13 protein-coding genes are annotated in these 13608 nt (G+C 60.9%); 11 read left to right on the top strand and 2 right to left on the bottom strand.

All coding sequences use genetic code 11. The features are described 5' to 3' along the window. Nucleotides 1–224 precede the first annotated feature (224 nt). The 4 genes from EKL29_RS14395 to sixA all read left to right on the top strand — a co-directional run bounded on the left by EKL29_RS14395 (nt 225) and on the right by sixA (nt 4794). Nucleotides 225–521 (top strand): YfcZ/YiiS family protein, encoded by a 297-nt coding sequence (locus EKL29_RS14395; protein ID WP_120453004.1) that lies wholly within the window; start codon nt 225–227, stop codon nt 519–521. A gap of 161 nt (nt 522–682) precedes the next feature. Next, a complete protein-coding gene (fadI, locus tag EKL29_RS14390) occupies nt 683–1993 on the top strand; it encodes an acetyl-CoA C-acyltransferase FadI (protein WP_126690028.1) in 1311 nt (436 codons plus the stop codon). After that, complete coding sequence (gene fadJ, locus EKL29_RS14385) at nt 1993–4107, top strand: fatty acid oxidation complex subunit alpha FadJ (protein ID WP_126690027.1); 2115 nt, start codon at nt 1993–1995, stop codon at nt 4105–4107. Before fadI ends, fadJ begins: the two co-directional genes overlap by 1 nt. A gap of 204 nt (nt 4108–4311) precedes the next feature. After that, nucleotides 4312–4794, top strand: coding sequence for a phosphohistidine phosphatase SixA (gene sixA, locus EKL29_RS14380; protein WP_120453009.1), 483 nt, complete (start codon nt 4312–4314; stop codon nt 4792–4794). 32 nt (nt 4795–4826) lie between these two features. On the opposite strand, the gene smrB is transcribed toward sixA, so the two are convergent. Continuing rightward, nucleotides 4827–5375 carry an endonuclease SmrB gene (gene smrB, locus EKL29_RS14375; RefSeq protein WP_081140321.1) on the bottom strand — a complete coding sequence of 183 codons (549 nt, stop codon included), beginning with the start codon at nt 5373–5375 and terminating at the stop codon, nt 4827–4829. Nucleotides 5376–5535: 160 nt separating this feature from the next. Here smrB and prmB point away from each other — a divergent pair, with 160 nt between their 5' ends. Genes prmB through EKL29_RS14345 form a run of 6 tightly spaced genes read left to right on the top strand, consistent with a single transcriptional unit; the run spans nt 5536 to nt 10126 of the window. Beyond that, nucleotides 5536–6468, top strand: a complete 933-nt coding sequence (gene prmB / locus EKL29_RS14370; RefSeq protein WP_120453011.1) for a 50S ribosomal protein L3 N(5)-glutamine methyltransferase — start codon at nt 5536–5538, stop codon at nt 6466–6468. Between the two features lie 27 nt (nt 6469–6495). Then, nucleotides 6496–7581 carry a chorismate synthase gene (aroC, locus tag EKL29_RS14365; RefSeq protein ID WP_126690026.1) on the top strand — a complete coding sequence of 362 codons (1086 nt, stop codon included), beginning with the start codon at nt 6496–6498 and terminating at the stop codon, nt 7579–7581. 4 nt (nt 7582–7585) lie between these two features. Further along, nucleotides 7586–8410, top strand: a complete 825-nt coding sequence (mepA, locus tag EKL29_RS14360) for a penicillin-insensitive murein endopeptidase (protein ID WP_126690025.1) — start codon at nt 7586–7588, stop codon at nt 8408–8410. Between the two features lie 9 nt (nt 8411–8419). Then, nucleotides 8420–9217 carry a sulfite exporter TauE/SafE family protein gene (locus EKL29_RS14355; protein WP_126690024.1) on the top strand — a complete coding sequence of 266 codons (798 nt, stop codon included), beginning with the start codon at nt 8420–8422 and terminating at the stop codon, nt 9215–9217. Between the two features lie 50 nt (nt 9218–9267). After that, the gene (locus EKL29_RS14350) at nt 9268–9813 is read left to right on the top strand and encodes an elongation factor P hydroxylase (RefSeq protein ID WP_126690023.1); all 546 of its coding nucleotides are present in this window, start codon (nt 9268–9270) and stop codon (nt 9811–9813) included. 31 nt (nt 9814–9844) lie between these two features. After that, nucleotides 9845–10126, top strand: a complete 282-nt coding sequence (locus tag EKL29_RS14345) for a YfcL family protein (protein WP_120453021.1) — start codon at nt 9845–9847, stop codon at nt 10124–10126. A gap of 31 nt (nt 10127–10157) precedes the next feature. On the opposite strand, the gene mnmC is transcribed toward EKL29_RS14345, so the two are convergent. Continuing rightward, entirely contained in the window at nt 10158–12170 is a 2013-nt protein-coding gene (gene mnmC / locus EKL29_RS14340; RefSeq protein WP_126690022.1) for a bifunctional tRNA (5-methylaminomethyl-2-thiouridine)(34)-methyltransferase MnmD/FAD-dependent 5-carboxymethylaminomethyl-2-thiouridine(34) oxidoreductase MnmC, read from the bottom strand. Between the two features lie 156 nt (nt 12171–12326). Between mnmC and fabB the strand changes: the two genes are divergently transcribed. Next, nucleotides 12327–13547 (top strand): beta-ketoacyl-ACP synthase I, encoded by a 1221-nt coding sequence (gene fabB, locus EKL29_RS14335; protein ID WP_120453025.1) that lies wholly within the window; start codon nt 12327–12329, stop codon nt 13545–13547. Nucleotides 13548–13608 lie beyond the last annotated feature (61 nt).

Raw genomic sequence — 13608 nt, 5'->3', positions numbered from 1 at the left:
GCAATATTGTTTTTAAAATATTTCTGAATTGATCTGCAAAATTTCGATCTGCTTAACAAAACGGGCGGGACTAAGAGCAGCATAGCGACTCTAATTTGTTTTGGATCAAATTTTATTGTGATATTCGTCACTTAGCGAGACTCTCATGGCGCATTTTTAGCGGGAGGCGTAAAATTTCGGCCGTTAATCCAGATCGCTAACCGGTTTATTCCCAGGAGAAAACAATGACCAATACCATGAATAAATGCAGCGCTAATGAAACTGCCGCCTGCTGTTGCGTGGATGTCGGCACCGTGATGGATAACAGCGACTGTACCGCCACCTGGTCAGAATGGTTCGCGCAGCGTAGCGAAGCCGAAGCGAAACTGGCGAGCCTGACGAAAAAAGCGCGGCAGGTTGAATCCGACCCCTGCCAGATCGACGCCCGCTTCGATGAGCGCGACAACGGCGTGCAGCTTGATATCAGTTTCACCTTCGCCTGCCAGGCCGAAACTCTGATTTTTCAGCTGGGCCTGCGCTAAGCCTCTGAACGCCGTTGCTAAACGGCGTTTTTCATTTTCGTGTTTCCCCTCGCACTTTTTTTCTTTCCTGATTGGCGGCACGCCCGCTTGTCGTTAACACTGTGGATCAGGTCAGACCTCTCAGGGCGATGATGCCCGGTCAACTTTCACAGGTGAAAAAGATGAGCAAAGCGCAGCCGTTGCTGACGCGTGCGGGCGATCGTATCGCCATCACTCATGGACTTCGCACGCCGTTCCTGCGCCAGGCAACAGGTTTTCATGGCATTCCCGCCGTGGAGCTCGGCCGGATGGTAGTAAGCGAACTGATGGCGCGCAGCGAACTGCCGGTCGAGGTAATAGAACAGATGGTATTCGGGCAGGTTATCCAGATGCCGGAAGCGCCCAATATCGCGCGGGAGATTGTTCTCAGTAGCGGGCTGAGCGTGCACACCGACGCCTACAGCGTCAGTCGCGCCTGTGCCACCAGCTTTCAGGCGGTCGCCAACTTGGCGGAAAGCCTGATGGCGGGCACTATCAGAGCGGGTATTGCAGGCGGCGCGGACTCCTCATCGGTACTGCCGATCGGCGTCAGCAAAACCCTGGCGCGTGCGCTGCTCGACCTCAGCAAAGCGCGCAGCGTCGGCCAGAAGATGCAGATCCTGCGTCGGCTGCGGCCGCGCGATCTGCTGCCGGTGCCGCCTGCCGTCGCCGAGTACTCCACCGGTTTGCGCATGGGTGATACGGCGGAGCAGATGGCGAAAACGCACGGCATTACCCGCGCCGCGCAGGACGCGCTGGCGCTACGGTCGCACCAGCGCGCCGCCAGCGCCTGGCAGTCCGGCGTACTGCAGCAGGAGGTGATGCCCGCCTTCGCGCCGCCGTGGAAAGCGCCGATTGAGCAGGACAATAACGTGCGCATGGCGGCGAAAATCGAAGACTATACGCGACTACGTCCGGCATTTGACCGCCAGCACGGCAGCGTTACGGCGGCCAACAGTACGCCGCTTACCGACGGCGCGGCAGCGGTAGTGCTGATGAGCGAAGGACGCGCGCGCGAACTGGGTCTCTCGCCGCTGGGCTACCTGCGCAGCTACGCTTTTACCGCCACTGACGTCCAGCAGGACATGCTGCTCGGTCCCGCCTACGCCTCGCCGCTGGCGCTGGATCGCGCTGGCGTCGCGCTTGGCGATTTAACGCTGATCGATATGCATGAAGCCTTCGCCGCTCAGACGCTTTGCAATCTGCGCTGTTTTAGCGACGAACGCTTCGCGCGCGAAAAACTCAACCGGCCGCACGCGCTGGGCGAGGTCAATGAAGAGCGTTTTAACGTTCTCGGCGGCTCAATCGCCTACGGCCATCCTTTCGCCGCCACCGGCGCGCGCATGATCACCCAAACACTGCATGAACTGCGGCGGCGCGGCGGCGGGCTGGGGCTGGTTACCGCCTGCGCCGCAGGCGGCTTAGGCGCGGCAATGGTTCTGGAGGCGGAATAATGGAGCAGAGCGCTTTCTCTTTACAGATGCGGCAGGATCAGGTCGGCGTCATCGTTATCGACGTCCCGGGCGAAAAAATGAATACGCTGCGCGCGGCTTTTGCGCAGCAGCTGGCGGCGGTAATTGACGAGGCGCGGCGCAATACGCAACTGGCCGGCCTGGTGCTCATCTCCGGCAAGCCGGATAACTTTATCGCCGGTGCCGATATCAGCATGATCGCCGACTGCCGCAGCGCGCAGGAGGCTGAGGCCCTGGCGCGCCAGGGACAGGAGGCGATGGCGGCGATCGCGGCGCTGCCGTTTCCGGTGGTGGCGGCGATTCACGGCGCTTGCCTGGGCGGCGGGCTGGAGCTGGCGCTCGCCTGCGATGCGCGTATCTGTACGCTGGACGATAAAACCCGGCTCGGCCTGCCGGAAGTGCAGCTGGGGCTGCTGCCCGGATCGGGCGGCACGCAGCGTCTGCCGCGGCTGGTGGGGCTGCAACAGGCGCTGCCGCTGATGCTGACCGGCAAAACCCTGCGGGCAAAACAGGCGCGCAGACTGGGGCTGGTGGATGATGCCGTGCCTCAGGCCATCCTGCTGGAAACGGCGGTGGCGCGTGTGCTGAAGGGCAGGCATACCGCCCGCGAACTGCCGCTGCGTGACCGCGTCATGCAGGCGCCGCTGGCGCGCCATGCGTTCTTCGCGCTGGCGCAGCGCGAAACCGCCCGTAAAACGCACGGCAACTATCCGGCTGCGCAGCGCATTATCGACGTGGTGCGCACCGGCATTGAGCAGGGCAGCGAGGCGGGACACCGGGCTGAGGCGCGCGCGTTCGGCGAACTGGCGATGACGCCGGAATCCGCGGCGCTGCGCAGCCTGTTCTTCGCCAGCACGGCGATGAAAAAAGAGCGGGGGGCGGATGCCGAACCGCGCGCGCTAAGAGAGATCGGCGTGCTGGGCGGCGGCCTGATGGGCGGCGGTATCGCCAGCGTAACGGCGATTAATGCCGGTCTGCCGGTACGCATCAAGGATATCAACCTGCAGGGCGTCAACCATGCGCTGAAAGCCAGCTGGGATGGACTGAGCGAAAAGGTAAAATGGCGGCATATCAGCGCGGCGCAGCGCCAGCAGCAGATGGCGCGCATCACTGGCGGTATCGATTATCAGGGCTTTGCGCAGCGCGATCTGGTGATTGAAGCGGTATTCGAAGATCTGCCGCTCAAACAGCAGATGGTGCGCGAGGTAGAAACGCACTGCGCGCCGCATACCATTTTCGCCTCTAATACCTCGTCGCTGCCCATTGCGGATATCGCCGCGCAGGCGCAGCGGCCGGAAAACGTTATCGGGTTGCACTATTTTAGTCCGGTGGAAAAAATGGTGCTGGTGGAGGTGATCCCGCACAGCGGCACCTCGCAGCAGACGCTGGCCACCACCGTTGCGCTGGCGAAAAAGCAGGGTAAAACACCCATCGTCGTGGCGGATCGCGCCGGATTCTATGTAAACCGCATCCTCGCGCCCTACATAAATGAAGCGATGCGCTGTCTGCTGGAAGGCGAGCCCATTGAGCATATCGATCGCGCGCTGGTAAAAGCGGGTTTCCCCATCGGCCCGATTCAGCTGCTGGACGAGGTAGGCATTGACGTCGGCAGTAAGATCACGCCGGTTCTGCATCAGGCGTATGGCGAACGCTTCGCCGCGCCCGCCGCGTTTGAAGCGGTGCTGAAGGACGATCGCAAAGGGCGGAAAAACGGTAAAGGCTTCTATCTGTATGGCGGCAGGCAGCGCGGCAAAAAGCCCGATCCCTCGCTCTATCAGCTGCTGGGGCTGCAGCCTGCGGCGAAACAGAGTGAACAGCAGATCGCCGAGCGCTGCATGATGATGATGCTTAACGAGGCGGCGCGTTGCCTGGATGAAGGGGTTATCCGCAGCGCGCGCGACGGCGACGTCGGCGCGGTATTCGGCATCGGCTTTCCGCCTTTTCTCGGCGGCCCGTTCCGCTATATGGACCGGCGTGGAGCGGCGAATATTGTACAAACCTTACGCGCGTTAATGGGTCAGTATGGCGACCGCTTCGCCCCCTGCGAGGGGCTGCTGCAGATGGAACAGCAGGAAAGGAAATTTTACATTTCCTGACTGAATGGAATAACCGTACCGATTCAGCGGGTTAGAAAAGCGCCGCCGAAGCAGGCGGCGCGGCGCCAATCTGAGAAGCGCTTATTTAATAAACAACCGGTTGACTATACTCAAGTCATTGGGGTACAACACAGCGTTCATTCGCAGAATGAAGAGTCAGGCGCCTCCGCGCCGGGCGATATCGACAAACAACAGCGGTGCTTTATGCAAGTTTTTATCATGCGTCACGGCGATGCTGCTCTTGAAGCCGCCAGTGATTCGGTGCGACCTCTTACCCATTGCGGCTGTGATGAATCACGCCAGATGGCGAGCTGGCTTAACAGCCAGACGGTGGACGTAGAACGTGTGCTGGTCAGTCCCTATCTTCGTGCTCAGCAGACGCTGGCGACGGTACGCGAAGCGTTAAATCTGCCGGAGGGGCAGGATATTTTGCCGGAACTGACGCCCGGCGGCGATCCCGGCCTGGTGGCCTGCTATCTGCAGGCGCTGGGGAATGAAGGGGTGAAGTCGGCCATCGTGATCTCGCACCTGCCGCTGGTCGGCTATCTGGTGTCGGAACTCTGCCCGCAGGAAGCGCCGCCGATGTTCGCCACTTCCGCCATCGCCTGCGTGGATTTCGATCCCGCCAGCTGCGAAGGCAAGCTGTTGTGGCAGGTCAGCCCCTCTAAACTGGCGAAAGCCATATAATGCCCGCGGGCCGCGAGACGGCCCATCCCTTCTTAAGGCAGCTCGGGCGGTTGCCACTCCTCAACCTCAATCAGCACCAGCAATGCCGCGTCGCCGCCAAACATTTTCGGCGCCTGATGAAAGGCCATGACGTAAGGGTGCTGTGCCAGCCAGAGCGGCGTCTGCTGCTTGAGTATATGTTTGCCGTGGCCGGTCATGACGCTGGCGCAGAACAGATGTTCGCGCCGACAGGCGGCGATCAGCGCGCCCAGCTCCTGTTTGGCCTGCTGCTGCGTTAAGCCGTGCAAGTCGAGAAAAATTTCCGGCGTATAGTCGCCGCGCCGCAGCTTTTTCAGCTCGTAATGACTGACGTCGGCGCGTACATAGCGCGTCGCGCCTTCGGTTGCCAGCAACGGCTGAAACTCGTCGGAAAAGTAGTGGCTGTTATCCACCTGTTCGGAAATTAATCGTTTTAGCGGCAGCTCGCGGCTTTTCACCGCGGGTTTATGCACCACGGTGTCCTGCTTTATTTTGCGCGTGCCGCTCATTAGCTGGCGAAACAACGCTTTGTCGTCGTCATTCAGAGGGTTTTTTTTACTCATTTCAGGCGAATCTTGTCTGATAAGGCTGGAAAACAGCGAATGGCGTTACCTTACCGCCCGATCCGCTAATTGTCAGCTTTTTCACCTTGCTGCGCTGAATTCTCCCCGGCTTCATGGCACACTATCGGCCGATTTAGCAATTGGGCCTGCGGAGGGCTACGTGGACAAAATTTTCGTCGATGAGGCAGTCAACGAACTGCACACCATTCAGGATATGTTGCGCTGGGCGGTCAGCCGTTTTTCCGCCGCCGGGATCTGGTACGGTCACGGCACCGACAATCCCTGGGACGAAGCGGTGCAACTGGTCCTGCCCACGCTCTGGCTGCCGCTGGATATTCCGGAAGATATGCGCAGCGCGCGCCTTACCGCCAGCGAGCGTCATCGTATCGTTGAGCGCGTGATCCGCCGCGTCAACGAACGTATTCCCGTGGCCTATCTCACCAATAAAGCCTGGTTTTGCGGCCACGAGTTTTTTGTCGATGAACGCGTGCTGGTACCGCGCTCGCCCATCGGCGAGCTGATTGAAAACCGCTTTGCCGGATTAATCTCCGAAGCGCCGCGTCATATCCTCGATATGTGTACCGGCAGCGGCTGTATCGCTATCGCCTGCGCTTACGCCTTCCCGGAAGCGGAAGTCGACGCGGTGGATATCTCTTATGACGCGCTGGCGGTGGCCGAGCAGAATATCGACGAGCATGGCCTGACTCAACAGGTGACGCCGATCCGCGCCGATCTGTTCCGCGAACTGCCGCCGTTGAAATATGATCTGATCGTCTCCAACCCGCCCTATGTCGACGCGGAAGATATGGAAGATCTGCCGAACGAATATCGCCACGAGCCGGAGCTGGGCCTGGCGGCGGGCAGCGACGGCCTGAAGCTGGTGCGCCGCATTCTCGCCTGCGCGCCTGGCTATCTGAGCGACAACGGCGTGCTGATCTGCGAAGTAGGCAACAGCATGGTGCATATGATCGATCAGTATCCCGACGTGCCCTTTACCTGGCTGGAGTTCGATAACGGCGGCGACGGCGTCTTTATGCTGACGCGCCAGCAGATCGTCGACGCACAACATCACTTTTCTATTTATAAAGACTGAGCGAACGCTTCGTAACAAGGAATCACCATGGCCGGAAACAGCATCGGACAACTTTTTCGCGTAACTACCTTTGGCGAGTCACACGGTCTCGCGCTGGGCTGCATCGTTGACGGCGTGCCGCCTGGCATTCCGCTGACCGAAGCGGATATCCAGCACGATCTCGACCGCCGCCGTCCCGGCACCTCGCGCTATACCACGCAGCGCCGCGAGCCGGATCAGGTGAAAATTTTGTCCGGCGTTTTCGAGGGTGTCACCACCGGCACCTCGATCGGCCTGCTGATTGAAAATACCGACCAGCGTTCGCAGGACTACGGCGCGATTAAAGATCTGTTTCGTCCCGGCCATGCCGATTACACCTATGAGCAAAAGTATGGCCTGCGCGACTATCGCGGCGGCGGCCGCTCATCGGCGCGTGAAACCGCGATGCGTGTCGCGGCGGGCGCGATTGCCAAAAAATATCTGCAGATGAAGCATGGCATCCTGGTTCGCGGCTATCTGGCGCAGATTGGCGACGTGGCGTGCGAGCTGAAAGAGTGGAGCATCGTCGAAGAGAATCCCTTTTTCTGCCCGGACGCCAGCAAGCTGGAGGCGCTGGACGAGCTAATGCGCGCCCTGAAGAAAGAGGGCGACTCTATCGGCGCCAAAGTCACGGTGATGGCGGAAAACGTGCCGCCGGGCCTCGGCGAGCCGGTTTTTGATCGCCTTGACGCCGACCTGGCGCATGCGCTGATGAGCATCAACGCGGTGAAAGGGGTGGAGATCGGCGACGGCTTTGCAGTAGTGAACCAGCGCGGCAGCCAGCATCGCGACGAGATCCGCGCCAGCGGTTTCCAGAGCAACCATGCGGGCGGCATCCTCGGCGGCATCAGCAGCGGCCAGACCATCAGCGCCAAACTGGCGATGAAGCCGACCTCCAGCATCACCGTGCCGGGCAACACCATTACGCGCAGCGGCGAAGAGGTAGAGATGATCACCAAAGGGCGCCACGATCCCTGCGTGGGGATCCGAGCCGTGCCGATCGCCGAAGCGATGATGGCGATCGTGCTGATGGATCATCTGCTGCGCCACCGTGCGCAGAACGCCGACGTCAACAGCACCGTACCGCGCTGGTGACGCTATGAAATCACTGTTTATTCTCTTATCGGCGCTGATCTTCAGCGCCTCAGGGCTGGCCGCGACGCCGTGGCAGCGTATTCAGCAGCCGATCCCGGGAAGCGCGCAGTCTATCGGCTCCTTCGCCAACGGCTGCATCGTCGGCGCGCAGGCGCTGCCGCTGAACGCGCCTGCCTATCAGGTGATGCGCCAGGATCAGCGACGTTACTTCGGCCATCCCGATCTTATCCTGTTTATTCAGCGTCTCAGCACGCAGGCGCACAACCTGCAGCTCGGCAACGTGCTGATAGGTGATATGGGCATGGCGGCGGGCGGGCGCTTCAGCAGCGGGCACGCCAGCCATCAGACCGGACTCGACGTCGATATCTGGCTGCAGTTGCCCAAAACCCGCTGGAGCGCGCAGCAGCTGCTGAAGCCGCAGCCGCTCGACCTGGTGACGGCGGATGACAAAAGCGTGGTGGCGCGTCACTGGCAGCCGGAGATCGACAGCCTGATCAAACTGGCGGCGAAAGATAACGATGTTACGCGCATCTTCGTCAATCCGGCGATTAAAAAGCAGCTTTGCGCCGACGCTGGAGCCGACCGCGACTGGCTGCGCAAGGTGCGTCCGTGGTTCGCTCATCGCGCGCATATGCATGTGCGCCTGCGCTGCCCGGCCAACAGTATCGGCTGTGAAGATCAGCCTGCGCCGCCGCCGGGCGACGGCTGCGGCGCCGAGCTGGAGAGCTGGTTCCTGCCGAAAAAACCGGGGAGCGGCGCGCCTGTGAAGCGCGAGCCGCCGCCACTGCCGCAGGCGTGTCAGGCGCTGCTGGATAAACATCTGTTATAAGGGATCTCCATGGAGTGGTTTGTCGTCAGCCCGATGGTCGTCGGGATTCTGTTTCTGGTCGCCGTGCTGGCGGCCTTTATTGACTCCATCGCCGGCGGCGGCGGGCTGCTCACCGTGCCCGCGCTGCTGGCGGCCGGTCTCTCTCCTGCGCAGGCGCTGGCGACCAATAAGCTGCAGTCAGTGGGCGGCTCTTTCTCCGCGAGCCTCTATTTTGTGCGCCGCGGCGCGGTAAAACTGAGCGAACAGCGGCTCAATATCGCCATGACCTTTATCGGCGCGGTGCTGGGCACCATCCTGATCCAGCACCTTAACGCTGATGCGCTGCGTCAGGTCTTGCCGCTGCTGCTGATCGCTATCGGCCTGTGGTTTCTGCTGATGCCGCGTCTCGGCGAAGAAGATCGCGCGCGCCGCCTCTATGGACTGCCCTATGCGCTGATTGGCGGCGGTTGCGTCGGCTTTTACGACGGCTTTTTCGGGCCTGGCGCGGGCTCTTTCTATGCGCTCGCTTTTGTTACCCTGTGCGGCTTTAACCTCGCCAAAGCCACCGCGCATGCCAAAATTCTGAATTTCACCTCTAACTTCGCCAGCCTGCTGTTTTTTATGTTCGGCGGTAAAGTGATCTGGGGAACCGGCTTTATTATGCTGCTCGGCGCCTTCTGCGGCGCGCGGCTTGGGGCGCGGCTGGTCCTGAGCCGCGGACAGAAGCTGATCCGCCCGATGGTGGTGATCGTTTCTGCGGTAATGAGCGCGAAGCTGCTGTGGGACGCTCACGGCAGCGCGCTGCTGGCGTGGATCGCCGCGCTGTAATACATTCATTCCCGGCGCCGCGATAATGACGCCGTTTTTACGATGACACCATGAACACGACGCACCATTACGAACAACTGATTACGATTTTCGATAGCTGCTTTCGCGACGAGTTTCAGACCCGTCTAATTAAAGGCGACGACGAACCCATCTATCTTCCGGCAGACGAGAGTTCGCCGTGGAACCGCGTCGTGTTCGCGCACGGCTTTTACGCCAGCGCGCTGCACGAAATTTCTCACTGGTGTATCGCCGGTGAGGCGCGGCGCAAGCTGGTGGATTTCGGCTACTGGTACTGCCCGGACGGACGCGACGCTCAGACGCAGAATCAGTTTGAATCCGTGGAGATCAAGCCGCAGGCGCTGGAGTGGATGTTCTGCGTCGCGGCGGGCTTTCCGTTCAATGTCAGCTGTGACAATCTCGACGGAGATTGTGAACCCGATCGCATCGCGTTTCAGCGCAAGGTCCATGCTCAGGTTATCTCTTATCTGGAGAATGGCATTCCTGCGCGGCCCGCGCGTTTTATCACCGCTCTGGCGGACTTTTATGGCACGCCTGCACTGACGTCAGCACAGTTTCCCTGGCCAGACGATCTGTGATGAGTGCAGACATTATTAAAGAGGAATTGAGATGATCGCAGAATTTGAAGCGCGTATTCTGGCCCTGATTGACGATATGGTCGATCACGCCAGCGATGACGAGCTGTTCGCCAGCGGCTATCTGCGCGGTCACCTGACCCTCGCGGTCGCGGAAATCGAACAGTCGGGCGAGCATACGCCGGAAGCGTTGCAGACCCAGGTTGCCAACAGCCTGCAAAACGCCATTGCCGCCGGCGAGCTGTCGCCGCGCGATCAGGTGCTGGTGGTCGGCATGTGGGACAACCTGTTCCAGCAGGCGCGCCAGACCGCCTGAGACAGCGGGGCGGCGCAATGCCGCCCCGGTACTATTTCCCCGCTTTTTTCCCTTTCAGCAGCTTTCTCACCCAGTAGCGGTTCGGGCTGAGCGCGGCCAGCGTCGCGCCATCCAGCGGCTGCGGTTCGCCGCTCATCTGCGCTGCCAGCACTTCGGCGGCAAGCGGGGCGCTGCACAGGCCGCGCGATCCCAGCGCGCCCAGCAGAAAAAGCCCGGCATAGTGCGGCGCCGCGGCAATGGCTTCGCCGCGCGCGCGCTGCTCGGGCAGATCCGCATAGCTTGCCAGCGTCGCATCGTAGTCGGGCACGGCGCCCGCCATCGGCAGATGGTCGCGCGTGGCGCAGCGCACGCCGATGCGCGCTTCACCCGCGCTGACGTCCACCTTTTCCGCCCAGCCGCAGCCGGGCAGAGAGTGGAGCAGCCGCGTGCGGTTCTGCTGCTGATCCTCTTCGCGATAGACGGTCGCGGTATCGCCGCGATGGTAGCTGGCGCCGATGCAGTGGGTGCCGAACTGCGGGCTGACCGGCGTCAGATAGCCGTCGTAGCAGAGCACGGTGTTCAGCGCCTTCAGACCCGGCGTGCTGGGAATATGGCTCACCTGGCCGGAAACCGCATAGGTCGGCAGCTGCGCGCTTTGCGGCAGGGCGCTGAGCTGGTGGCCGGTCGCCAGCACCACATTCTGGTGCCGCGCCTCTTTACCGTCGGCGAAGCGCAGCGTCCAGCCTTTATCCGTTTGCGAAAGCTGCGTCAGGCGGTGCAGCCAGTGAATGCGCAGCCCCTGCGTTTCGCCATGCGCCAGCAGGCCGCTGGTAAGTTCGGCGGGGGAGAGCCAGCCGCCGAGCGGATAGAAAATGCCGCCGACACCCAGCTCAACCTGCGCCAGCGCCTCCGCCTCTTCCGGGCTCACCCCGCGCGCGATTGTCTCTGGCACCCCCATCGCCAGCATCTGCGTAATTTTGTCGGCGCTTTTCTCATCCCAGCCGAGCTGCAGTACGCCGCTCCAGTGATGTTCATAGCTTACCGGCGTGGCGTCATACAGCCGACGCGCAAAGCTAAAAGCGGCGGGAAAGAAGCGCGCCAGCGCCGGGTCGTGTTGATTCAGCAGCGGATAGAGTGCGCCCTGGCGATTGCCCGACGCGCCCAGCGCGGCAGCTTCATCGGCGCAGTAGAGCGTGACGCGCCAGCCGCGGCGCAGCAGGGCAAGCGCCAGCACCGCGCTCGCTACGCCGCCGCCGACGATCGCCGCCTCGTTTTCTTGCGCGGCGGGACGCGTATACCAGGGCTGCGCGGCGGGCAGATCCGGCGCCTGCCTCAGCACGCCGCACAGCATCTCGCGTTTATGGCCGAAGCCTTTGCGGCGTGTGACCTCAAAGCCCGCCTCCTGCAAACCGCGACGCACGAAGCCAGCGGCGGTGAAGGTGGCGAAAGTGGCGTCGGGCCGCGCCAGCTTAGCCATGGCGCTGAACAGCTGCGGCGTCCACATATCGGGATTTTTCGCCGGTGCGAAGCCGTCGAGAAACCAGGCGTCTACCTGGCGAAAGAGGCTGTCATCAAAGGTTTCAATAAGGGGATTAATATCGCCGAGCCAGAGATCGAGCGTGACGCTGCCGCCGTCGAACAGCAGGCGCTGGCAGCCGGGCAGGGCGACGGGCCACTCCCGCTGCAGCTGACTGGCCCAGGGCTGCAGTTCCGGCCAGCGCTGATGCGCCGCCGCTAAGTCAGCCTGCGTCAGCGGGTATTTTTCAAAGCTGATAAAGTGCAGCCGCTGCAGGGCGGCGTCAGGCTGCGCCTGCTGAAAAGCGTCAAACGCCTGCCACAGCGTCAGAAAATTAAGGCCGGTGCCGAAGCCGCTTTCCGCCACGATAAAGAGATCGCGTGTATGCCGCGTGAAACGCTCCGGCAGATCGTTGCCGCCCAGAAAGACGTAACGCGTCTCTTCCAGACCGTTGTCATTGGAAAAATAGACGTCGTCAAAGGCTCGGGAAACAGGTGTACCCTGTTCATTCCAGCTTAGCTGGGCGTGTTCAACCGGGGAGAATTTCACGGTAAAGGCTCATTTTTCAGGCAATGGCGCGATTTTAGCGACCAGGGTCACATGACGCAAATTTACAAAAGGAAATGGCTGATCGGACTTGTTCGGCGTACAAGTGTAAGCTAGAGTGCACGTCAATCCAAAAAGAAGTGGAATGAGGACAACTGAATGAAACGTGCAGTGATTACTGGCCTGGGGATTGTTTCCAGCATTGGTAATAACCAGCAGGAAGTGCTGGCTTCTCTGCGTGAAGGCCGTTCCGGCATCACCTTCTCTCAGGAGATGAAGGATTCCGGCATGCGTAGTCACGTCTGGGGTAACGTCAAACTGGATACCACCGGCCTTATCGATCGCAAAGTTGTGCGTTTTATGAGTGATGCGTCTATCTATGCTTACCTCTCTATGGAAGAAGCGATCAAAGATTCTGGCCTGACCGACGAGCAGTATCAGAGCAACCCGCGTGTGGGTCTGATTGCCGGTTCCGGCGGCGGTTCGCCGCGCTTCCAGGTATTCGGCGCTGACGCTATGCGTAGCCCGCGCGGTCTGAAAGCGGTCGGCCCTTATGTGGTAACCAAAGCGATGGCATCTGGCGTCTCCGCCTGTCTCGCCACACCGTTTAAAATCCACGGCGTGAACTACTCGATCAGCTCTGCCTGCGCGACTTCCGCGCACTGTATCGGCAACGCGGTCGAGCAGATCCAGCTGGGCAAACAGGACATCGTGTTTGCCGGCGGCGGCGAAGAGCTGTGCTGGGAAATGGCGTGCGAGTTCGACGCGATGGGCGCGCTTTCCACCAAATATAACGACTCGCCTGAAAAAGCGTCTCGTACCTATGACAGCGAGCGCGACGGCTTCGTTATCGCTGGCGGCGGCGGTATGGTCGTGGTTGAAGAGCTGGAGCACGCGCTGGCGCGCGGCGCGCATATCTACGCAGAGATCGTCGGCTACGGCGCGACCTCTGACGGCGCGGATATGGTTGCGCCATCAGGCGAAGGCGCGGTGCGCTGCATGAAGATGGCGATGCAAGGCGTTGATACGCCGATCGACTACCTGAACAGCCACGGCACCTCAACGCCGGTGGGCGACGTGAAAGAGCTGGGCGCAATCCGTGAAGTCTTCGGTGACAACACCCCGGCTATCTCCGCCACCAAAGCGATGACCGGCCACTCGCTGGGCGCGGCGGGCGTGCAGGAAGCGATCTATAGCCTGCTGATGCTGGAGCACGGCTTTATCGCGCCGAGCATCAATATCGAAACGCCAGATCCGGCGGCGGAAGGGATGAACATCATCACCAAACCGACGGAAAAAGCGCTCACCACCGTGATGTCCAATAGCTTCGGCTTCGGTGGCACCAACGCGACCCTGACGATGCGTAAGTTCCAGGCGTAATCGCTAAAAATGTTTTATAAAGGGCCGGTCTGACCGGCCCTTTTTCTTTTGTGGGGCAGGA

The sequence above is a fragment of the Pantoea sp. YU22 genome (genome assembly GCF_003970755.1).
Lineage (GTDB): Bacteria > Pseudomonadota > Gammaproteobacteria > Enterobacterales > Enterobacteriaceae > Pantoea > Pantoea piersonii.
Note: the sequence above shows the minus strand (reverse complement) of the source record. Positions and strands in the feature narration are given on the sequence as shown.